This window comes from Serratia ficaria, from assembly GCF_900187015.1.
In the GTDB taxonomy this organism is placed as follows: Bacteria; Pseudomonadota; Gammaproteobacteria; order Enterobacterales; family Enterobacteriaceae; genus Serratia; species Serratia ficaria.
Genome location: NZ_LT906479.1, coordinates 4,793,127 through 4,811,050 on the forward strand (window position 1 = coordinate 4,793,127; position 17,924 = coordinate 4,811,050).

Below are 17,924 nucleotides of genomic sequence, written 5' to 3' on the forward strand. Positions count from 1 at the left end.
TTCTTTCTTAATGCCGATAGTGGTCAGCTTTAGCCTATGAAAAACAATTACAATCTCCGAAGCCTCGCTGCCAAAGCCATCGGCCAGGTGCTGGATCAGGGTCAGTCGCTCAGCACTGTCCTGCCGGCACTGCAAAACGCTATCAGCGAAAAGGATCGCGCGCTGCTGCAGGAGCTGTGCTTCGGCACCCTGCGCGTGCTGCCCCAGCTTGAGTGGTGCATTCAACAGCTGATGGCCAAGCCGATGACCGGCAAACAGCGCACCCTGCACTATTTGCTGATGGTCGGGCTGTACCAGCTGCTGTATACCCGTATTCCGCCGCACGCAGTGCTGGCGGAAACCGTAGAAGGCGCCGTCGCGCTGAAGCGGCCGCAGCTAAAAGGGCTGATCAATGGCGTATTGCGCCAATTCCAACGCCAGCAGGAAGAGCTGCTGCAGCGTGCCGCCAATAACGACAGCCGCTATCTGCACCCGAGCTGGCTGTTGAAACGCATTCAGCAAGCTTACCCTGCGCAGTGGGAACAGCTGGTCGACGCCAATAACCAAAAGCCGCCGATGTGGCTGCGCGTCAACCGTCTGCATCATACCCGCGAGGGCTACCTGCAGCTGATGGCCCAGGCCGGTATCGCCGCCGAACCGCACCCCGAGTATATTGACGCGCTGCGCCTGCTGGCGCCGTGCGCCGTAACCAGTCTGCCGGGCTTTGCCGAAGGTTGGGTTACCGTGCAGGATGCTTCGGCGCAGGGCTGTATCCCCCTGCTGGATCCGCAGGATGGCGAACAGATCCTCGATTTGTGCGCGGCGCCGGGGGGTAAAACCACCCATATTCTGGAAGCCGCGCCCAAGGCGCACGTGATGGCCGTCGATATCGACGAACAGCGATTGGCGCGGGTCAACGAAAACCTGCAGCGCCTGCGTCTGCATGCCGAAGTCAGACTGGGCGATGGCCGCACGCCGCAACAGTGGTGCGGCGATAAGCAGTTCGATCGCATTCTGCTGGACGCTCCCTGCTCTGCCACCGGCGTGATCCGCCGCCACCCCGACATCAAGTGGCTGCGCCGCGATCGCGACATCGCCGAACTGGCCGCCCTGCAGGCGGAAATTCTGCAGGCGGTGTGGCCGCATCTGAAATCCGGCGGCGTGATGGTTTATGCGACCTGTTCCATACTGCCTGAAGAGAACGGCGAGCAGATTGCCGCCTTCCTGCAAAGCCATGCCGATGCCAGGCTGGTTGAGCCGGCCCGGCAGAACCTTCCTCATCCTGAGGATGGCGATGGCTTCTTTTACGCTAAGCTGATTAAAATGTAATGCTTCAGGGCGTGCTCCCGCGCCCTGAGTCTTTCGGTGTGAAGCAGAGAACCAAATGAAAATAATTATTCTTGGTGCAGGTCAGGTTGGCGGCACGCTGGCGGAAAACCTGGTGGGCGAAAATAACGATATCACCGTGGTGGATACCGACTCCGGCCGCCTGCGGCAGCTGCAGGACAAATTTGACCTGCGGGTGGTTCAGGGACACGGCTCTCACCCGCGCGTACTGCGCGAAGCCGGCGCAGAAGACGCCGACATGCTGGTTGCCGTCACCAACTCTGACGAAACCAATATGGTCGCCTGCCAGATCGCCTATTCTCTGTTTAATACCCCCAACCGCATCGCCCGCATTCGCGCGCCGGAATATATTCGCGAGTCGGAAAAGCTGTTCCAGCCCGAAGCGGTGCCGATTGATCACCTGATCTCGCCGGAACAGCTGGTTATCGATTACATCTACAAGCTGATCGAATACCCGGGGGCGCTGCAGGTGGTGAACTTTGCCGAAGGCAAGGTCAGCATCGCGGCGGTCAAGGCCTATTACGGCGGCCCGCTGGTCGGCAATGCGCTGTCCTCCATGCGCGAGCATATGCCGCACATCGATACCCGCGTCGCCGCTATTTTCCGCCAGGATCGGCCGATTCGCCCGCAGGGTTCAACCATTATCGAGGCCGGTGACGAAGTGTTCTTCGTCGCCGCTTCGCAGCATATTCGCGCGGTAATGAGCGAACTGCAGCGGCTGGAAAAACCCTATAAGCGCATCATGATCGTCGGCGGCGGCAACGTCGGCGCCGGCCTGGCCCAGCGGTTGGAAAAATCTTACAACGTGAAGCTGATTGAGCGTAATCAGCAGCGCGCCGCCGAACTGGCCGAGCAGCTGCACGATACCATCGTATTCTATGGCGACGCTTCCGATCAGGAACTGCTGGCGGAAGAGCACGTCGAACAGGTGGACGTGTTTATCGCCATCACCAACGACGATGAAGCCAACATCATGTCGGCGATGCTGGCCAAGCGCATGGGCGCCAAGAAAGTGATGGTGCTGATCCAGCGCCGCGCCTATGTCGACCTGGTGCAGGGCAGCGTGATCGATATTGCCATTTCACCGCAGCAGGCGACGATTTCGGCTTTATTGGGCCACGTGCGCAAGGCGGATATCGTCAGCGTTTCTTCACTGCGCCGCGGCGTGGCCGAAGCGATTGAGGCCATTGCTCACGGTGATGAAAGCACCTCGAAAGTGGTCGGCCGCATCGTCGAAGATATCAAACTGCCGCCGGGTACCACCATCGGTGCGATCGTGCGCGGCGACGACGTTATCATCGCCAACGGCAACAGCAAAATTGAACAGGGCGATCACGTCATCATGTTTATTACCGACAAAAAATTCGTACCGGACGTTGAGCGGCTGTTCCAGCCGAGCCCATTCTTCCTGTAGAACAAATGCCGGCATGGATAGTCTATAATTGCGAGGTTGTTCTCTGCCGTGGAAAGAGATAAAACTTTTCTCTCCTTTTATGGCAAAGGGAAATTGCTTTGTTAAACTTGAGTTATTAATTCTGCAAGGGGTGCGTTCTATGAGTATGTTAAAAGAGTTCCGCGAATTTGCCATGCGTGGCAACGTGGTCGATCTGGCGGTGGGTGTGATTATCGGTGCGGCATTCGGTAAGATCGTATCGTCATTCGTTGCCGATATCATCATGCCGCCGCTGGGTTTATTGATCGGCGGCGTTGATTTCAAACAGTTCCACCTGGTATTACGTGAAGCTCAAGGCACCGTACCGGCAGTGGTAATGAACTACGGTTCGTTCATCCAGACCGTTTTTGATTTCGTTATTGTTGCCTTCGCTATTTTCCTGGCAATTAAGCTGATGAACAAAATGCGTCGCAAACAGGCGGAAGAGCCGGCAGCCCCTCCGGCACCGACTGCAGAAGAGAAGCTGCTGACTGAAATTCGTGATTTGCTGAGCCAACAGCAACAGCCAAAACTGTAAAACGGATTAGGCCATTCAAATAAAAAGCCATCTTATCAAGATGGCTTTTTTAATGTCTCAAAACCAGAAGGCCAGTGGTAAATTATCGCCTGATCGTTTACCACTGGCCTCCCAGCTGCCGCCTTTAGCGTGTTTGTCTTTACGCCGGTAGCTGCCTTTCCCTTTGACGTTCTTTTCTACCCGCTGGCGGAATAACGGGTCATGCAACAGCGCCTCAATGGCGTTATCCTGAATCTGGCCTTTGGTATGACGATACTTTGTCATGGTAATGCTCCTGTTAAAGGTATGGTTATAACGCCTGGCGATAATACTGCCGGCCGCATAAAAATTAAAGCGGCATCAGCCGCCTTTTTTACATTTTTCGTCACTGGCGCCCTGTTCCAGCGCTTCCAGAATAGAGCAATAGTTGCTGGTGTGGGCCGTGCCGCAGCAGGCATCGCTCAATCTTTGCAATGAGTCCCGCATCCGGCTCAATTCAGCCAGCTTGCTTTGCACTTCACTGAGGCGCGCGTCGACAATCGACTTCGACTCCTGGCAGGTATGATGTTCAGGATCGACGCGGATCGACAGCAGCTCGGCGATCGTTTCCAGCGTAAAGCCCAGCTGTTTAGCATAGCGGATAAACCGCAGGCGCTGCAGATCCTGATCGCTATAGAGCCGATAGCCGCCTTCGGTACGGACGTTATGATCCATCATGCCCTGCTTCTCGTAGTAGCGCACGGTATCCGGCGTCACATCAGCCAGCTTGGCCAATTGGCCGATTTTGAACATCACTTTTCCTCCCGGGTAAATTTGCCATCCAACGCACGCTGATATTCTCCATGCAGGAAGTCGGTGCTCATTCCCGCCTGATGCAAACGGTATTCGAGGAGCGCCATGCGCTTGCCGAGCTCGGCATAGTCCGGATGCTCACTGCCGATCTCTTGCAGCAATTTGGCCAAGGTTAACGCCTCTTTGCGAGCCTGTAACTCCGGCGGCACATAGCCGGCATTCTTCAGCAGGCGAAAGCCGGCGCGCAGCTCGGCGGGCACCGCACTGTCATCATCCAGCGCCAGCGGCTGGCCCTGACCCGGCAAATTATCAAACTCGCCCTTTTCCTGGGCTTGGTGAATATGACGTTCCGCCCATTGATCGAGTAACCACATGGCATGCCGCCCCAGTTAGCCTGATTAATAGCCATAGCATAGCGGATAGGGATGGGGATCTTAAGACTGGCGGGGAAAAGACAGCACGTTTGGCTGGCTTTGGACGTAAAAAAACCGGGCAAGCCCGGTTTTTTTACGCGTCTACAGATTACTCTGCAGTTGCCACTTCTGCTTGAGACTCAGCACGATCAACCAGCTCGATGTATGCCATCGGCGCGTTGTCGCCTGCGCGGAAGCCACACTTCAGAATGCGAGTGTAACCACCGGCACGGCTCGCGAAACGCGGGCCCAGCTCGTTAAACAGTTTTGCCACGATCTCGTTATCACGAGTACGGGCGAATGCCAGACGACGATTAGCTACGCTGTCGGTCTTGGCAAGAGTAATCAGCGGCTCAACAACGCGACGCAGCTCTTTCGCTTTTGGCAGGGTCGTCTTGATGATCTCATGACGAACCAAAGAGCCGGCCATGTTACGGAACATAGCCTGGCGATGGCTGCTGTTACGGTTCAGTTGACGACCACTCTTACGATGGCGCATGACCTTATCCTTCTCAGTAAAACCTTAACCTGTGATCCGGTTACTCGTCAGCAATGCTTGCCGGCGGCCAGTTTTCCAGGCGCATGCCCAGAGACAGACCACGTGAGGCCAGCACGTCTTTAATCTCGGTAAGAGATTTTTTACCCAGGTTCGGCGTTTTCAGCAACTCAACCTCGGTACGCTGTACCAGATCACCGATGTAGTGGATAGCTTCTGCCTTGAGGCAGTTAGCAGAGCGGACAGTCAATTCCAGATCGTCAACAGGGCGCAGCAGGATCGGATCGAACTCTGGTTTCTCTTCTTTAACTTCCGGTTGACGCACGTCACGCAGGTCAACGAAAGCTTCAAGTTGTTCAGCCAGAATGGTAGCCGCACGGCGGATCGCCTCTTCAGGATCGATCGTGCCATTGGTTTCCATCTCGATTACCAGCTTGTCCAGGTCAGTACGCTGTTCTACACGCGCTGCTTCAACATTGTAGGCAATACGCTCTACAGGGCTATAGCAGGCGTCAACCAACAGACGACCGATCGGGCGCTCATCTTCTTCCGAATGAATTCGGGCAGAAGCCGGCACATAACCACGACCGCGCTGAACTTTGATACGCATGCTGATAGCAGCGTTCTCATCGGTCAGGTGGCAGATCACATGCTGAGGCTTGACGATTTCGACATCACCATCATGGGTGATGTCGGCAGCGGTCACAGGGCCAATGCCAGATTTATTCAGGGTAAGAATAACTTCGTCTTTGCCTTGAACTCTCACCGCCAGCCCTTTCAGGTTGAGCAGGATCTCCAGGATATCTTCCTGTACGCCTTCTTTGGTGCTGTACTCATGCAGTACACCATCAATCTCAACCTCGGTCACCGCGCAACCCGGCATAGATGAAAGCAGAATACGGCGCAGTGCGTTGCCAAGAGTATGGCCAAAGCCACGCTCTAAAGGCTCAAGGGTCACCTTGGCGTGCGTCGAACTGACTTGCTCGATATCTACCAGGCGCGGTTTTAGAAACTCTGTCACAGAACCCTGCATTGTGTCCTCTCTTTGGTACTAAGCTTTACTTGGAGTAAAGCTCGACGATCAGGTGTTCGTTAATGTCCGCAGACAGATCGGTACGTTCAGGCATACGCTTGAACACGCCTTCCATCTTAGCAGCATCAACTTCCAGCCAAGTCGGCTTTTCACGCTGCTCAGCCAGCTCCAGAGAAGCTTTAACACGAGACTGCTTTTTAGCCTTCTCGCGGATGCTGACTACGTCATTCGGAGATACCTGATAAGAAGCGATGTTAACAACGCGACCGTTTACCATAATTGCTTTGTGGCTAACCAGCTGACGTGACTCTGCACGAGTAGCGCCGAAGCCCATACGGTAAACAACGTTGTCCAGACGACCTTCCAGCAGTTGCAACAGGTTTGCACCGGTGTTGCCCTTCAGGCGTGCTGCTTCTTTGTAATAGTTACGGAATTGACGCTCCAGAACACCGTACATACGGCGAACTTTCTGCTTCTCACGTAACTGTACACCATAGTCAGACAGACGCGGTTTACGCGCACCGTGTTGACCAGGCGGTTGCTCAATTTTGCATTTTGAATCGATCGCGCGAACGCCAGACTTCAGGAACAGGTCTGTGCCCTCACGGCGGCTAAGCTTGAGCTTAGGACCCAAATATCTTGCCATTTTCTTTCTCCAACAATCCGAAAAGCGGCGGCGTTATACGCGGCGCTTTTTCGGCGGACGACAACCGTTATGAGGGATCGGAGTCACATCAGTAATATTAGTGATGCGGAAACCAGCCGCGTTCAGAGCGCGGATAGTAGACTCACGACCAGGACCAGGTCCTTTAACCATAACTTCCAGGTTCTTGATACCGTATTCTTTTACTGCTTCAGCACAACGTTCGGCTGCAACCTGAGCTGCAAACGGAGTTGACTTACGAGAACCACGGAAACCGGAACCACCGGCAGTTGCCCAACCCAAAGCATTACCCTGACGATCGGTAATAGTAACAATGGTGTTGTTGAAAGAAGCATGGATATGAGCCACGCCGTCAGAGACTTGCTTTCTTACACGCTTGCGTGTACGAACAGGTGCCTTTGCCATTATTCAATCACCCCGATTATTTCTTGATCGGTTTACGCGGACCCTTACGGGTACGTGCGTTGGTCTTAGTACGCTGACCGCGAACTGGCAGACCACGACGATGGCGCAAACCACGATATGTACCAAGATCCATCAGACGCTTGATGCTCAGGGTAACTTCACGACGCAAATCACCTTCTACGGTGAATTTGGCGACTGCTTCACGCAGCTGTTCAATTTGCTCTTCAGACAGCTCACTGATCTTAACATTTTCAGCAATGCCCGTAGATGCACAGATAGACTGTGAACGGGTTTTACCGATGCCGAAGATCGCGGTTAAGGCGATAACGGTATGTTTATGATCAGGAATGTTAATGCCTGCTATACGGGCCACTATGCACTCCTACTATTTTATACGGCAACACCATTCTGAAAAGCCCGTTTTCAGGATACTCAAATAATGTTGCAGCTACATACAAAAGATTGGCTGGCTAATCTAGCCAGCTCAACCCAACTTTGCAAGAAAAATATGCGAGATAATCAGCCTTGACGCTGTTTATGCTTCGGCTCGGCGCTGCAAATCACACGAACGACACCGTTACGCTTAACGATTTTGCAGTTACGACATAATTTCTTGACGGAAGCACGAACTTTCATTTTTACTCTCCGTAACTTCTCAAACGAATCTGACTAGCGGTTATAGCCTTTCAGATTTGCTTTCTTCAATGCAGACTCGTACTGACTTGACATCATCAGAGTTTGCACTTGAGCCATAAAGTCCATGATGACGACAACCACGATCAGTAGCGAGGTACCACCAAAGTAGAATGGTACTTTCATTGCATCACGCATGAACTCCGGGATCAGGCAGATGAAAGTAATGTACATCGCGCCCACCAGGGTTAAACGCGTCATTACTTTATCGATGTACTTCGCCGTTTGCTCTCCCGGACGAATTCCTGGTACGAAGGCACCGGACTTCTTCAGGTTATCTGCTGTCTCACGCGGGTTGAAAACCAACGCCGTGTAGAAGAAACAGAAGAAGATGATTGCAGACGCATAGAGTAACACATAAAGCGGTTGCCCTGGCTGCAAATACAGCGAAATCGTTGTCAGCCAGTTCCAACCGGTACCGCCCCCAAACCATGATGCGATCGTGGCCGGGAACAGAATAATGCTGGAAGCGAAGATTGCCGGGATAACCCCTGCCATGTTCACTTTCAACGGTAAGTGTGTGCTCTGTGCTGCGTAAACACGACGACCTTGTTGACGTTTCGCATAGTTAACGACGATACGACGTTGACCACGTTCGATGAAAACAACGAAGAAGGTTACTGCAAACACCAATACTGCAACCAACAGCAACAGGAGGAAGTGCAGGTCGCCTTGCCGGGCTTGCTCGATAGTATGGGCCACTGCCGGCGGAAGTCCCGCTACGATACCCGCGAAGATAATGATTGAGATACCGTTGCCGATACCACGCTCAGTAATCTGCTCGCCCAGCCACATCAGGAACATCGTCCCGGTCACCAGGCTCACAACCGCAGTAAAGTAGAATGCAAAGCCTGGGTTTAACACCAGGCCCTGCATACCAGGCATATTCGGCAGACCGGTAGCAATACCGATCGACTGGAATATGGCCAATACCAGCGTACCGTAACGGGTGTACTGGCTAATCTTGCGACGGCCAGCCTCCCCTTCTTTCTTGATTTCTGCCAACGCCGGATGAACCACCGTTAACAGCTGGATGATGATCGACGCCGAAATATACGGCATGATCCCCAGGGCAAAGATAGAAGCACGGCTGAGGGCACCACCAGAGAACATGTTAAACATTTCAATGATAGTGCCTCTCTGCTGCTCAAGCAATTTGGCAAGCACAGTGGCATCGATACCAGGAATCGGAATAAAAGAGCCGATACGGAAGACAATCAGCGCGCCGATGACAAACAAAAGTCTGCGCTTCAGCTCGCCGAGCCCGCCTTTAGCACTTTGAAAATCTAATCCTGGTTGCTTAGCCATCTGCTACTTATTCCTCAATTTTACCGCCAGCAGCCTCGATAGCAGCACGAGCGCCTTTGGTGACACGCAGACCACGCAGGGTAACCGGACGAGCGATTTCGCCAGAAAGCATAACTTTCACGAATTCGATCTGGATACCAACTACGTTAGCGGCTTTCAGCGCGTTCAGGTCGATTACGTCGCCTTCGATCAGAGCCAGCTCAGACAGACGAACTTCTGCCGTGATCATAGCTTTGCGAGAGGTGAAGCCGAATTTCGGCAAACGACGATATAAAGGCATCTGACCACCTTCAAACCCGCGACGTACGCCACCGCCAGAACGTGAGTTCTGACCTTTGTGACCACGGCCGCCGGTTTTACCCAGGCCAGAACCAATACCACGACCTACACGCTTCGGCGCATGCTTGGCACCTTCAGCCGGAGACAGAGTATTTAAACGCATCTGTTACTCCTCAACTTTAACCATGTAGGAAACCAGGTTGACCATACCGCGAACAGCAGGAGTATCCTCGCGCTCTACGGTGTGACCAATACGACGCAGACCCAGACCGAGCAGTGTAGCTTTATGCTTCGGCAGACGGCCAATGGAGCTGCGAACTTGTGTTACTTTGATAGTCTTAGCCATGGTCAATTACCCCAGAATGTCTGCAACGGATTTACCACGCTTGGCAGCGACCATTTCAGGGGACTTCATATTTGCCAAAGCATCGATAGTTGCACGAACCACGTTGATCGGGTTGGTGGAACCATAAGCTTTAGCCAATACGTTGTGCACCCCAGCGACTTCCAGGACGGCGCGCATTGCACCACCGGCGATAATACCGGTACCTTCGGAAGCCGGCTGCATGAACACACGGGAACCCGTATGAGCACCTTTAACAGGGTGCTGCAGGGTGCCGCTGTTCAGCGCGACGTTCATCATGTTGCGACGGGCTTTTTCCATCGCTTTCTGGATCGCTGCTGGAACTTCGCGAGCTTTGCCGTAGCCAAAACCTACGCGACCGTTACCATCACCAACTACAGTCAGTGCGGTAAAGCTGAAAATACGGCCACCTTTTACGGTTTTGGATACGCGGTTTACCGCGATCAGCTTTTCCTGCAGTTCGCCAGCTTGTTTTTCGATGTGAGCCATCTTAAACCTCTTCCTTAGAACTGAAGGCCAGCTTCACGGGCAGCATCTGCCAGTGCCTGGACTCGACCATGATATTGGAAACCGGAACGGTCAAAGGATACTTTCGCAATCCCTTTTTCCAACGCGCGCTCAGCCAGGGCTTTGCCCACTGCTGCTGCTGCGTCTTTGTTACCGGAATACTTCAGTTGCTCAGTGATAGCTTTTTCTAAAGTAGAAGCGGCTACCAGAACTTCAGAACCGTTTGGAGCAATTACCTGTGCGTAAATGTGACGCGGGGTACGATGTACCACCAGGCGGGTTGCACCCAGTTCTTTGAGCTTACGGCGTGCGCGGGTCGCACGACGGATACGAGCAGATTTCTTATCCATAGTGTTACCTTACTTCTTCTTAGCCTCTTTGGTACGCACGACTTCGTCGGCGTAACGGACACCCTTGCCTTTGTAAGGCTCAGGACGGCGGTAGGCACGCAGATCTGCAGCAACCTGGCCAATAACCTGCTTATCAGCGCCTTTCAGCACGATTTCAGTTTGGCTTGGGCATTCAGCAGTAATACCTGCTGGCAGCTGGTGATCGACAGGGTGAGAGAAGCCCAGGGCTAAATTCACCACGTTGCCTTTTACGGCAGCACGATAACCAACACCTACCAGTTGAAGCTTCTTGGTGAAGCCTTCGGTAACACCAACTACCATTGCGTTCAGCAGAGCGCGCGTAGTACCCGCTTGGGCCCAGGCGTTAGCAAAACCTTCGCGCGGGGCGAAAGTCAGTGCGTTAGCTTCTTGCTTCACTTCAACGGCGTCGTGGACAGTACGAGTCAGCTCGCCGTTCTTACCCTTAATCGAAATAACCTGACCGTTGAGTTTTACCTCTACGCCGGCAGGAATGACGACGGGTGCTTTTGCAACACGAGACATTCTTTCCTCCCGAATTAAGCTACGTAGCAGATAATCTCGCCACCAAGACCAGCCTGGCGAGCTGCACGATCGGTCATAACACCTTTAGAGGTAGAAATAACAGCGATACCCAAACCGGCCATAACTTTTGGCAGCTCATCTTTTTTCTTATAGATTCGCAGACCTGGACGGCTGATACGCTGAATGCTTTCTACCACTGCCTTGCCCTGGAAGTACTTCAGTACCAGTTCCAGAACAGGCTTGGCGTCGCCTTCGATTTTGAAATCTTCAATAAAACCTTCTTCCTTCAGCACGTTGGCGATTGCCAATTTCAGCTTGGAGGAAGGCATGGTGACCGCAACTTTGTTCGCGGCTTGACCGTTACGGATACGGGTCAGCATATCCGCGATCGGATCTTGCATGCTCATCTGTCTTTACTCCCGTGATTCAATTGGTAATTACCAGCTAGCCTTTTTCAAGCCTGGTACTTCACCGCGCATAGCGGCTTCACGTAGCTTGATACGGCTCAACCCGAATTTGCCCACATAACCATGTGGACGGCCAGTTTGGCGGCAGCGTTTACGCTGACGAGACGGGCTGGAATCACGCGGCAGAGTTTGCAGCTTGAGAACAGCATCCCAACGATCTTCGTCGGAAGAGTTCACACCAGAAATGATAGCTTTCAATTCCTCGCGTTTAGCGCGGTACTTGTCAGCCAGTTTCACGCGAACGACTTCGCGTGCTTTCATTGATTGCTTAGCCATCAGTAACCCTGCCTTACTTGCGGAACGGGAAGTTAAAAGCAGCCAACAGCGCGCGGCCTTCATCATCAGATTTCGCAGTAGTGGTAATGGTAATATCCAAACCACGAACGCGATCGACTTTGTCGTAGTCGATTTCTGGGAAGATGATTTGCTCGCGCACACCCATGCTGTAGTTACCACGGCCATCGAATGACTTGGCGGACAGGCCACGGAAGTCACGGATACGTGGAACAGCAATGGAAATCAGACGCTCAAAGAACTCCCACATGCGTTCGCCACGCAGAGTTACTTTACAGCCGATCGGATAGCCCTGGCGGATTTTGAAGCCTGCAACAGATTTGCGGGCTTTGGTGATCAGCGGTTTTTGACCGGAGATTGCTGTCAGGTCAGCTGCTGCGTTATCCAGCAGTTTCTTGTCAGCGATCGCTTCACCAACACCCATGTTCAGGGTGATCTTCTCGACCCGAGGGACTTGCATGACAGAGTTGTAATCAAACTGAGACATCAGTTGTTTGACTACCTCGTCTTTGTAGTAATCATGCAGTTTCGCCATCGTATTACTCCAAATTACTTGATAGTTTCGCTGTTAGACTTGAAGAAACGGACTTTTTTGCCGTCTTCGAATCTAAAGCCTACACGGTCAGCCTTACCGGTAGCCGCGTTGAAGAGAGCAATGTTAGAAACCTGAATTGCAGCTTCTTTTTCAACAATGCCGCCTGGTTGGTTCAGGGCCGGAACCGGCTTCTGATGTTTCTTAACCAGGTTGATACCTTCAACAATGACCTTGCCAGCAGACAGGACATTTTTTACTTTACCGCGTTTACCTTTGTCTTTCCCGGTAAGCACGATAACTTCGTCATCACGACGGATTTTCGCTGCCATGGTTCGCTCCTTAGAGTACTTCTGGTGCCAGAGAGATAATTTTCATGAACTTCTCATTACGCAGTTCACGAGTTACCGGCCCAAAAATACGCGTACCGATAGGCTGCTCGCTGTTATTGTTTAAAATAACGCATGCATTACCATCGAAGCGAATGACAGAACCGTCCGGGCGACGTACACCCTTCTTGGTGCGCACCACTACCGCCTTCAGCACATCGCCTTTCTTCACCTTACCGCGAGGAATTGCTTCCTTGATGGTAATTTTGATGATGTCGCCGACGCCTGCGTAGCGACGGTGCGAGCCACCTAGAACCTTGATACACATTACGCGACGTGCACCGGAGTTGTCGGCGACGTTCAGCATAGTCTGTTCTTGGATCATTTTAGTGCTCCGCTAATGTCAACTACTACTTTAAGACCTAAGTAATTTTCAGGTCGTTGAAAAGCCCCATAACCGAGGGCGCAGCATTATAACACCGCTTCCAGAGTATGGGTAGAAAAAATAAACGGCTCATTTTCTGAGCCGTTTATTAGGTGAGAGCCAGCTACTCTATTACAGAATCGCTTTCTCTACAACGCGAACCAACGTCCAGGACTTAGTCTTGGACAGTGGGCGGCATTCGCGGATTTCCACCACGTCGCCGATACCACATTCGTTGTTCTCGTCATGTACGTGCAGCTTGGTCGTACGCTTGATGAATTTCCCGTAGATCGGGTGCTTCACCGTGCGCTCGATAGCGACAACCAGGGATTTCTCCATTTTGTCACTAATAACACGACCCTGCAGAGTACGGATAATATCAGTCATTTACACACCCGCCTTTTCAGTCAGTAAAGTCTTAACGCGTGCGACGTCACGACGCACTTGTTTCAACAGGTGAGTTTGTTGCAGTTGGCCACTGGCCGCCTGCATGCGCAAGTTGAATTGCTCACGCAGCAGGTTGAGCAGCTCAGTGTTCAGCTCTTCAACGCTTTTTTCACGCAGCTCTTGTGCTTTCATTACATCACCGTCTTAGTTACAAAGGTGGTTTTGATCGGCAGTTTCGCTGCTGCCAGTTTGAATGCCTCGCGGGCAACCTCTTCTGGCACGCCGTCCATTTCGTACAGGACCTTACCAGGCTGGATCAGGGCAACCCAATACTCCACGTTACCCTTACCTTTACCCATACGCACTTCCAGCGGCTTCTCGGTGATCGGTTTGTCCGGGAATACACGGATCCAGATCTTACCTTGACGCTTAACTGCACGAGTCATTGCACGACGAGCTGCTTCGATTTGACGAGCAGTCAGACGGCCACGGCCAACAGCTTTCAGACCGAAAGTGCCGAAGCTAACATCCGTACCCTGCGCCAGACCACGGTTGCGGCCCTTGTGCATCTTACGGAATTTTGTACGCTTTGGTTGTAACATCAGCGACTCTCCTTACTTGCGGCCTTTACGCTGCTGCTTTTTAGGTTGAGCAGCCGGTTCCGGTTGTTCAACTGCAGCCATACCACCCAGGATCTCACCTTTGAAGATCCATACCTTAACGCCGATTACACCATAAGTGGTGTGCGCTTCAGATGTGTTGTAATCGATGTCCGCACGCAGTGTGTGCAACGGAACACGACCTTCACGGTACCATTCGGTACGCGCGATTTCAGCACCGCCAAGACGGCCGCTTACTTCAACTTTGATACCTTTAGCGCCAAGACGCATTGCGTTCTGTACAGCACGCTTCATAGCACGACGGAACATAACGCGACGTTCCAGCTGGGAAGTGATGCTGTCAGCAACCAATTTAGCGTCGAGTTCCGGTTTACGGACTTCGGCGATGTTAATCTGTGCAGGAACGCCAGCGATATCCGCTACGACCTTACGCAGTTTTTCGACATCTTCACCTTTCTTGCCGATAACGATGCCTGGACGAGCAGTGTGAATAGTCACACGGATGCTCTTCGCAGGACGCTCGATAACGATGCGAGAAACGGAAGCTTTCGCCAGTTCCTTAGTCAGGAATTGACGAACTTTAAAGTCGCTGTCCAGGTTGTCAGCGAATTCTTTGGTATTCGCATACCAAGTAGAGTTCCAAGGTTTGACAATACCCAGGCGAATACCATTAGGATGTACTTTCTGACCCATTGCTAGTCTCCAGAGTCTCAGCGATCGGACACAACCACAGTAATGTGGCTGGTGCGCTTCAGGATGCGATCTGCACGACCTTTCGCACGCGGCATAATGCGCTTCATGCTTGGGCCTTCGTCTACGAAGATTTTCGTGACTTTCAGATCATCGATGTCAGCGCCATCGTTGTGTTCTGCGTTAGCAATGGCAGACTCCAGCACTTTCTTAACCAGACCAGCAGCTTTCTTGTTGGTGTAGGTCAGAGTTTCCAGAGCTTGCGACACTTTCTTACCGCGGATCAGGTCTGCAACAAGGCGAACCTTCTGAGCAGAAGAACGAGCGTGGCGATGTTTAGCGATAGTTTCCATCTCTTCCTCCTACCTTAGCGCTTTTTAGCTTTTTTATCAGCCGCATGGCCGCGATAAGTACGAGTCGGCGCGAATTCACCCAGTTTGTGACCGACCATTTCATCGGAAACGAACACTGGTACGTGCTGACGACCATTATGGACAGCGATGGTCAAACCGATCATGTTAGGAAAGATCGTTGAACGACGGGACCAAGTGCGCAAAGGCTTCTTGTCACCGCTTTCCACCGCTTTCTCTACCTTCTTCAGCAAGTGCAGGTCAATAAAAGGACCTTTCTTGAGAGAACGTGGCATGGCTTATCCTCTAATTATTTTTTGCTACGGCGACGTACGATGAACTTATCAGTACGCTTGTTGCTACGGGTCTTCTTACCTTTGGTCTGAACGCCCCACGGAGTTACCGGGTGCTTACCAAAGTTACGACCTTCACCACCACCGTGCGGGTGATCTACCGGGTTCATCGCCGTACCGCGAACGGTAGGACGAACACCACGCCAACGTGCAGCACCTGCTTTACCCAGAACGCGAAGCATATGTTCAGCGTTACCGACTTCACCCAGGGTGGCGCGGCAATCAACTGGAACTTTACGCATTTCGCCTGAGCGCAGACGCAGAGTTACGTAGGAACCATCACGAGCAACGATCTGAACGTAGGCACCGGCTGAACGAGCCATCTGGCCGCCTTTACCTGGTTTCATTTCTACGTTGTGAACCGTTGAACCAACTGGGATGTTACGCATCGGCAGGGTGTTACCCGTTTTGATTGCAGCATCAACGCCAGATTGAATCTGGTCACCAGCTTTCAGGCCTTTCGGCGCCAGGATGTAACGGCGTTCGCCGTCTTTGTACAGAACCAGCGCGATGTTCGCGGAACGGTTCGGATCGTACTCCAGACGCTCAACCACAGCAGGGATACCGTCTTTGTTGCGCTTGAAGTCAACCAGACGATAATGTTGCTTGTGGCCACCACCGATATGACGGGTGGTGATACGGCCATTGTTGTTACGACCACCGCTTTTGCTCAGTTTTTCCAGCAGCGGGGCATAAGGTTTACCCTTGTGCAGCTCAGGGTTAACCACTTTAACAACGTGGCGACGACCCGGAGATGTAGGTTTACATTTAACAATTGCCATTGTTCTTACTCCTCCGACTTACTCTGCGCCGCCGATGAAGTCCAGATTCTGGCCTTCTTTCAGGGTGACGTAAGCTTTTTTCCAGTCGCTACGACGACCAACACGCTGACCGTGACGTTTCACTTTCCCTTTAACTACCAGGGTGTTCACGTCTTCGACTTCGACTTCAAACAGTTTCTGCACTGCAGCTTTGATTTCTGCTTTGGTCGCGTCTTTGGCAACTTTGAGTACGATGGTGTTGCTTTTTTCCATCGCAGCGGATGCTTTTTCAGATACGTGCGGTGCACGCAGCACTTTCAGCAAACGTTCTTCACGGATCATGCCAGCATCTCCTCAACTTGCTTCACAGCATCAGCAGTCATAACCACTTTGTCGAAGGCGATCAGGCTAACCGGATCGATACCTGCTACATCGCGCACGTCAACCTTGTACAGGTTGCGAGCTGCCAGGAACAGATTCTCATCCAGTTCACCGGTCACGATCAGCACGTCTTCCAGAGCCATATCTTTCAGTTTCTGTGCCAGCAGCTTAGTTTTAGGCGCTTCTACAGAGAACTTCTCGACAACGATCAGACGATCTTGACGTACCAGTTCGGACAGGATGCTTTTCAGCGCGCCGCGGTACATCTTTTTGTTTACTTTCTGACTGTGGTCCTGTGGCTTGGCAGCGAAGGTCACACCACCGGAACGCCAGATCGGGCTCTTTACAGAACCTGAACGCGCACGGCCGGTACCTTTCTGACGCCATGGCTTTTTGCCGGAACCAGTCACTTCAGCACGGGTCTTCTGAGCACGGGTACCTTGACGGGCACCTGCTGCATAAGCAACAACAACCTGGTGTACCAGCGCTTCGTTGAAATCACGACCGAAGGTAGTTTCGGAAACAGTCAGCGCGCTTTGCGCGTCTTTCAATACTAATTCCATTGCTATCCCCTTACGCCTTCACAGCTGGTTTAACGATCAGGTTGCCACCGGTTGCGCCCGGTACAGCACCCTTAACCAGCAGCAGGTTGCGCTCAGCGTCAACACGTACTACGTCCAGGCTTTGAACGGTTACACGCTCGTCACCCAGGTGGCCAGCCATTTTCTTGCCTTTGAACACTTTGCCCGGAGTCTGGTTCTGACCGATAGAACCCGGAACGCGGTGAGACAAGGAGTTACCGTGGGTAGCGTCTTGGGTACGGAAGTTCCAGCGCTTTACAGTGCCAGCAAAACCTTTACCTTTAGAAGTACCGGTAACATCGACTTTTTTAACGTCAGCGAAGATTTCTACGCTGATTTCTTGACCTGCAGCGAACTCTTGACCTTCTTCAAGGCGGAATTCCCACAGACCACGGCCAGCTTCAACGCCAGCTTTAGCGAAATGACCCGCTTCCGGTTTGGTCACACGGTTAGCTTTTTTGCTACCGGTAGTGACCTGAATGGCACGGTATCCGTCGTTCGCCAGGTCTTTAACCTGAGTCACGCGGTTCGCTTCAATTTCAATCACGGTTACTGGGATAGAAACGCCATCTTCAGTGAAGATACGAGTCATGCCCACTTTTTTACCGACTAAACCAATCATTGTTTCAACCT

The 17,924-nt window shown here is 52.4% G+C and carries 33 protein-coding genes; 3 read left to right on the top strand and 30 right to left on the bottom strand.

Translation table 11 applies throughout. The features are described 5' to 3' along the window. Window positions 1-36 precede the first annotated feature (36 nt). The 3 genes from rsmB (at window position 37) to mscL (ending at window position 3,296) form a co-directional block, all read left to right on the top strand. Window positions 37-1,308 carry a 16S rRNA (cytosine(967)-C(5))-methyltransferase RsmB gene (rsmB, locus tag CKW09_RS22395; protein WP_061800486.1) on the top strand — a complete coding sequence of 424 codons (1,272 nt, stop codon included), beginning with the start codon at window positions 37-39 and terminating at the stop codon, window positions 1,306-1,308. Window positions 1,309-1,363: 55 nt separating this feature from the next. Beyond that, a complete protein-coding gene (gene trkA / locus CKW09_RS22400; RefSeq protein WP_061800485.1) occupies window positions 1,364-2,740 on the top strand; it encodes a Trk system potassium transporter TrkA in 1,377 nt (458 codons plus the stop codon). Between the two features lie 139 nt (window positions 2,741-2,879). After that, window positions 2,880-3,296: a large-conductance mechanosensitive channel protein MscL gene (mscL, locus tag CKW09_RS22405; protein WP_061800483.1), complete on the top strand. Its 417-nt coding sequence runs from the start codon at window positions 2,880-2,882 to the stop codon at window positions 3,294-3,296. A 57-nt stretch (window positions 3,297-3,353) separates the two neighbouring features. Here mscL and CKW09_RS22410 read toward each other — a convergent pair whose 3' ends face one another. The 30 genes from CKW09_RS22410 to rplC form a co-directional block, all read right to left on the bottom strand. Beyond that, complete coding sequence (locus tag CKW09_RS22410) at window positions 3,354-3,560, bottom strand: alternative ribosome-rescue factor A (protein WP_061800480.1); 207 nt, start codon at window positions 3,558-3,560, stop codon at window positions 3,354-3,356. A gap of 75 nt (window positions 3,561-3,635) precedes the next feature. Continuing rightward, window positions 3,636-4,067, bottom strand: a complete 432-nt coding sequence (gene zntR, locus CKW09_RS22415) for a Zn(2+)-responsive transcriptional regulator (RefSeq protein ID WP_061800478.1) — start codon at window positions 4,065-4,067, stop codon at window positions 3,636-3,638. Next, window positions 4,067-4,441 (bottom strand): DnaJ family domain-containing protein, encoded by a 375-nt coding sequence (locus CKW09_RS22420; protein WP_061800476.1) that lies wholly within the window; start codon window positions 4,439-4,441, stop codon window positions 4,067-4,069. Before CKW09_RS22420 ends, zntR begins: the two co-directional genes overlap by 1 nt. Before the next feature lie 148 nt (window positions 4,442-4,589). Then, on the bottom strand, window positions 4,590-4,979 hold the full coding sequence (rplQ, locus tag CKW09_RS22425) for a 50S ribosomal protein L17 (RefSeq protein WP_004929726.1): 390 nt from the start codon (window positions 4,977-4,979) through the stop codon (window positions 4,590-4,592). Window positions 4,980-5,019: 40 nt separating this feature from the next. Next, the gene (locus CKW09_RS22430; protein ID WP_002919219.1) at window positions 5,020-6,009 is read right to left on the bottom strand and encodes a DNA-directed RNA polymerase subunit alpha; all 990 of its coding nucleotides are present in this window, start codon (window positions 6,007-6,009) and stop codon (window positions 5,020-5,022) included. Between the two features lie 25 nt (window positions 6,010-6,034). Beyond that, window positions 6,035-6,655: a 30S ribosomal protein S4 gene (gene rpsD / locus CKW09_RS22435; RefSeq protein WP_061800475.1), complete on the bottom strand. Its 621-nt coding sequence runs from the start codon at window positions 6,653-6,655 to the stop codon at window positions 6,035-6,037. A 33-nt stretch (window positions 6,656-6,688) separates the two neighbouring features. After that, window positions 6,689-7,078 carry a 30S ribosomal protein S11 gene (gene rpsK, locus CKW09_RS22440; RefSeq protein WP_004956154.1) on the bottom strand — a complete coding sequence of 130 codons (390 nt, stop codon included), beginning with the start codon at window positions 7,076-7,078 and terminating at the stop codon, window positions 6,689-6,691. A 16-nt stretch (window positions 7,079-7,094) separates the two neighbouring features. Next, window positions 7,095-7,451, bottom strand: a complete 357-nt coding sequence (gene rpsM / locus CKW09_RS22445) for a 30S ribosomal protein S13 (protein WP_061800472.1) — start codon at window positions 7,449-7,451, stop codon at window positions 7,095-7,097. A 146-nt stretch (window positions 7,452-7,597) separates the two neighbouring features. After that, window positions 7,598-7,714 carry a 50S ribosomal protein L36 gene (gene rpmJ, locus CKW09_RS22450; protein ID WP_002227352.1) on the bottom strand — a complete coding sequence of 39 codons (117 nt, stop codon included), beginning with the start codon at window positions 7,712-7,714 and terminating at the stop codon, window positions 7,598-7,600. Window positions 7,715-7,747: 33 nt separating this feature from the next. Next, the gene (gene secY / locus CKW09_RS22455; RefSeq protein ID WP_004929740.1) at window positions 7,748-9,079 is read right to left on the bottom strand and encodes a preprotein translocase subunit SecY; all 1,332 of its coding nucleotides are present in this window, start codon (window positions 9,077-9,079) and stop codon (window positions 7,748-7,750) included. Window positions 9,080-9,086: 7 nt separating this feature from the next. Further along, on the bottom strand, window positions 9,087-9,521 hold the full coding sequence (gene rplO / locus CKW09_RS22460) for a 50S ribosomal protein L15 (protein WP_061800470.1): 435 nt from the start codon (window positions 9,519-9,521) through the stop codon (window positions 9,087-9,089). A gap of 3 nt (window positions 9,522-9,524) precedes the next feature. Further along, the gene (gene rpmD, locus CKW09_RS22465) at window positions 9,525-9,704 is read right to left on the bottom strand and encodes a 50S ribosomal protein L30 (protein ID WP_073970395.1); all 180 of its coding nucleotides are present in this window, start codon (window positions 9,702-9,704) and stop codon (window positions 9,525-9,527) included. Between the two features lie 6 nt (window positions 9,705-9,710). Continuing rightward, entirely contained in the window at window positions 9,711-10,211 is a 501-nt protein-coding gene (gene rpsE / locus CKW09_RS22470; RefSeq protein ID WP_004956164.1) for a 30S ribosomal protein S5, read from the bottom strand. A 14-nt stretch (window positions 10,212-10,225) separates the two neighbouring features. Further along, window positions 10,226-10,579: a 50S ribosomal protein L18 gene (gene rplR / locus CKW09_RS22475; RefSeq protein ID WP_021182221.1), complete on the bottom strand. Its 354-nt coding sequence runs from the start codon at window positions 10,577-10,579 to the stop codon at window positions 10,226-10,228. A gap of 9 nt (window positions 10,580-10,588) precedes the next feature. Further along, the gene (gene rplF, locus CKW09_RS22480) at window positions 10,589-11,122 is read right to left on the bottom strand and encodes a 50S ribosomal protein L6 (RefSeq protein WP_020837235.1); all 534 of its coding nucleotides are present in this window, start codon (window positions 11,120-11,122) and stop codon (window positions 10,589-10,591) included. 14 nt (window positions 11,123-11,136) lie between these two features. After that, window positions 11,137-11,529, bottom strand: coding sequence for a 30S ribosomal protein S8 (rpsH, locus tag CKW09_RS22485; RefSeq protein WP_061800468.1), 393 nt, complete (start codon window positions 11,527-11,529; stop codon window positions 11,137-11,139). A gap of 30 nt (window positions 11,530-11,559) precedes the next feature. Further along, entirely contained in the window at window positions 11,560-11,865 is a 306-nt protein-coding gene (gene rpsN, locus CKW09_RS22490) for a 30S ribosomal protein S14 (RefSeq protein ID WP_037425862.1), read from the bottom strand. Between the two features lie 13 nt (window positions 11,866-11,878). Continuing rightward, window positions 11,879-12,418, bottom strand: a complete 540-nt coding sequence (gene rplE / locus CKW09_RS22495) for a 50S ribosomal protein L5 (protein WP_061800465.1) — start codon at window positions 12,416-12,418, stop codon at window positions 11,879-11,881. A gap of 14 nt (window positions 12,419-12,432) precedes the next feature. Then, complete coding sequence (rplX, locus tag CKW09_RS22500; RefSeq protein ID WP_061800463.1) at window positions 12,433-12,747, bottom strand: 50S ribosomal protein L24; 315 nt, start codon at window positions 12,745-12,747, stop codon at window positions 12,433-12,435. Between the two features lie 10 nt (window positions 12,748-12,757). Then, on the bottom strand, window positions 12,758-13,129 hold the full coding sequence (rplN, locus tag CKW09_RS22505) for a 50S ribosomal protein L14 (RefSeq protein ID WP_000613954.1): 372 nt from the start codon (window positions 13,127-13,129) through the stop codon (window positions 12,758-12,760). A 171-nt stretch (window positions 13,130-13,300) separates the two neighbouring features. After that, window positions 13,301-13,555 (bottom strand): 30S ribosomal protein S17, encoded by a 255-nt coding sequence (gene rpsQ, locus CKW09_RS22510; protein ID WP_061800460.1) that lies wholly within the window; start codon window positions 13,553-13,555, stop codon window positions 13,301-13,303. Then, window positions 13,556-13,747 carry a 50S ribosomal protein L29 gene (gene rpmC, locus CKW09_RS22515; protein WP_004956182.1) on the bottom strand — a complete coding sequence of 64 codons (192 nt, stop codon included), beginning with the start codon at window positions 13,745-13,747 and terminating at the stop codon, window positions 13,556-13,558. It lies immediately after the preceding gene. Then, complete coding sequence (gene rplP / locus CKW09_RS22520; protein ID WP_004951171.1) at window positions 13,747-14,157, bottom strand: 50S ribosomal protein L16; 411 nt, start codon at window positions 14,155-14,157, stop codon at window positions 13,747-13,749. The genes rpmC and rplP overlap by 1 nt, the downstream gene beginning before the upstream one ends. A 12-nt stretch (window positions 14,158-14,169) precedes the next feature. Continuing rightward, the gene (gene rpsC / locus CKW09_RS22525; protein WP_004956187.1) at window positions 14,170-14,868 is read right to left on the bottom strand and encodes a 30S ribosomal protein S3; all 699 of its coding nucleotides are present in this window, start codon (window positions 14,866-14,868) and stop codon (window positions 14,170-14,172) included. A 17-nt stretch (window positions 14,869-14,885) separates the two neighbouring features. Continuing rightward, the gene (gene rplV, locus CKW09_RS22530; RefSeq protein ID WP_002223844.1) at window positions 14,886-15,218 is read right to left on the bottom strand and encodes a 50S ribosomal protein L22; all 333 of its coding nucleotides are present in this window, start codon (window positions 15,216-15,218) and stop codon (window positions 14,886-14,888) included. Window positions 15,219-15,232: 14 nt separating this feature from the next. After that, on the bottom strand, window positions 15,233-15,511 hold the full coding sequence (gene rpsS / locus CKW09_RS22535; RefSeq protein WP_004929772.1) for a 30S ribosomal protein S19: 279 nt from the start codon (window positions 15,509-15,511) through the stop codon (window positions 15,233-15,235). Window positions 15,512-15,525: 14 nt separating this feature from the next. Next, on the bottom strand, window positions 15,526-16,350 hold the full coding sequence (gene rplB, locus CKW09_RS22540; protein WP_073970394.1) for a 50S ribosomal protein L2: 825 nt from the start codon (window positions 16,348-16,350) through the stop codon (window positions 15,526-15,528). An 18-nt stretch (window positions 16,351-16,368) separates the two neighbouring features. Further along, window positions 16,369-16,671: a 50S ribosomal protein L23 gene (rplW, locus tag CKW09_RS22545; RefSeq protein WP_004951179.1), complete on the bottom strand. Its 303-nt coding sequence runs from the start codon at window positions 16,669-16,671 to the stop codon at window positions 16,369-16,371. After that, window positions 16,668-17,273: a 50S ribosomal protein L4 gene (gene rplD / locus CKW09_RS22550; protein ID WP_004929779.1), complete on the bottom strand. Its 606-nt coding sequence runs from the start codon at window positions 17,271-17,273 to the stop codon at window positions 16,668-16,670. The genes rplW and rplD overlap by 4 nt, the downstream gene beginning before the upstream one ends. A gap of 10 nt (window positions 17,274-17,283) precedes the next feature. Next, complete coding sequence (gene rplC / locus CKW09_RS22555; protein ID WP_095099548.1) at window positions 17,284-17,913, bottom strand: 50S ribosomal protein L3; 630 nt, start codon at window positions 17,911-17,913, stop codon at window positions 17,284-17,286. Window positions 17,914-17,924: the final 11 nt, after the last annotated feature.

Coding starts and splice junctions, on each gene's coding strand:
- rplQ (WP_004929726.1), bottom strand. CDS start 4,979: ATGCGCCATCGTAAGAGTGGTCGTCAACTGAACCGTAACAGCAGCCAT.
- rplE (WP_061800465.1), bottom strand. CDS start 12,418: ATGGCGAAACTGCATGATTACTACAAAGACGAGGTAGTCAAACAACTG.
- rplD (WP_004929779.1), bottom strand. CDS start 17,273: ATGGAATTAGTATTGAAAGACGCGCAAAGCGCGCTGACTGTTTCCGAA.
- rpsK (WP_004956154.1), bottom strand. CDS start 7,078: ATGGCAAAGGCACCTGTTCGTACACGCAAGCGTGTAAGAAAGCAAGTC.
- CKW09_RS22430 (WP_002919219.1), bottom strand. CDS start 6,009: ATGCAGGGTTCTGTGACAGAGTTTCTAAAACCGCGCCTGGTAGATATC.
- mscL (WP_061800483.1), top strand. CDS start 2,880: ATGAGTATGTTAAAAGAGTTCCGCGAATTTGCCATGCGTGGCAACGTG.
- CKW09_RS22410 (WP_061800480.1), bottom strand. CDS start 3,560: ATGACAAAGTATCGTCATACCAAAGGCCAGATTCAGGATAACGCCATT.
- rpmD (WP_073970395.1), bottom strand. CDS start 9,704: ATGGCTAAGACTATCAAAGTAACACAAGTTCGCAGCTCCATTGGCCGT.
- rplB (WP_073970394.1), bottom strand. CDS start 16,350: ATGGCAATTGTTAAATGTAAACCTACATCTCCGGGTCGTCGCCACGTT.
- rplR (WP_021182221.1), bottom strand. CDS start 10,579: ATGGATAAGAAATCTGCTCGTATCCGTCGTGCGACCCGCGCACGCCGT.
- rpsN (WP_037425862.1), bottom strand. CDS start 11,865: ATGGCTAAGCAATCAATGAAAGCACGCGAAGTCGTTCGCGTGAAACTG.
- secY (WP_004929740.1), bottom strand. CDS start 9,079: ATGGCTAAGCAACCAGGATTAGATTTTCAAAGTGCTAAAGGCGGGCTC.
- rplW (WP_004951179.1), bottom strand. CDS start 16,671: ATGATCCGTGAAGAACGTTTGCTGAAAGTGCTGCGTGCACCGCACGTA.
- rplO (WP_061800470.1), bottom strand. CDS start 9,521: ATGCGTTTAAATACTCTGTCTCCGGCTGAAGGTGCCAAGCATGCGCCG.
- rplV (WP_002223844.1), bottom strand. CDS start 15,218: ATGGAAACTATCGCTAAACATCGCCACGCTCGTTCTTCTGCTCAGAAG.
- rpsQ (WP_061800460.1), bottom strand. CDS start 13,555: ATGACTGATATTATCCGTACTCTGCAGGGTCGTGTTATTAGTGACAAA.
- rplX (WP_061800463.1), bottom strand. CDS start 12,747: ATGGCAGCGAAAATCCGTCGTGATGACGAAGTTATCGTGCTTACCGGG.
- rpmJ (WP_002227352.1), bottom strand. CDS start 7,714: ATGAAAGTTCGTGCTTCCGTCAAGAAATTATGTCGTAACTGCAAAATC.
- rplN (WP_000613954.1), bottom strand. CDS start 13,129: ATGATCCAAGAACAGACTATGCTGAACGTCGCCGACAACTCCGGTGCA.
- rpsD (WP_061800475.1), bottom strand. CDS start 6,655: ATGGCAAGATATTTGGGTCCTAAGCTCAAGCTTAGCCGCCGTGAGGGC.
- rpsS (WP_004929772.1), bottom strand. CDS start 15,511: ATGCCACGTTCTCTCAAGAAAGGTCCTTTTATTGACCTGCACTTGCTG.
- rsmB (WP_061800486.1), top strand. CDS start 37: ATGAAAAACAATTACAATCTCCGAAGCCTCGCTGCCAAAGCCATCGGC.
- rpsC (WP_004956187.1), bottom strand. CDS start 14,868: ATGGGTCAGAAAGTACATCCTAATGGTATTCGCCTGGGTATTGTCAAA.
- rplF (WP_020837235.1), bottom strand. CDS start 11,122: ATGTCTCGTGTTGCAAAAGCACCCGTCGTCATTCCTGCCGGCGTAGAG.
- CKW09_RS22420 (WP_061800476.1), bottom strand. CDS start 4,441: ATGTGGTTACTCGATCAATGGGCGGAACGTCATATTCACCAAGCCCAG.
- rpmC (WP_004956182.1), bottom strand. CDS start 13,747: ATGAAAGCACAAGAGCTGCGTGAAAAAAGCGTTGAAGAGCTGAACACT.
- rplP (WP_004951171.1), bottom strand. CDS start 14,157: ATGTTACAACCAAAGCGTACAAAATTCCGTAAGATGCACAAGGGCCGC.
- trkA (WP_061800485.1), top strand. CDS start 1,364: ATGAAAATAATTATTCTTGGTGCAGGTCAGGTTGGCGGCACGCTGGCG.
- rpsH (WP_061800468.1), bottom strand. CDS start 11,529: ATGAGCATGCAAGATCCGATCGCGGATATGCTGACCCGTATCCGTAAC.
- rpsE (WP_004956164.1), bottom strand. CDS start 10,211: ATGGCTCACATCGAAAAACAAGCTGGCGAACTGCAGGAAAAGCTGATC.
- zntR (WP_061800478.1), bottom strand. CDS start 4,067: ATGTTCAAAATCGGCCAATTGGCCAAGCTGGCTGATGTGACGCCGGAT.
- rplC (WP_095099548.1), bottom strand. CDS start 17,913: ATGATTGGTTTAGTCGGTAAAAAAGTGGGCATGACTCGTATCTTCACT.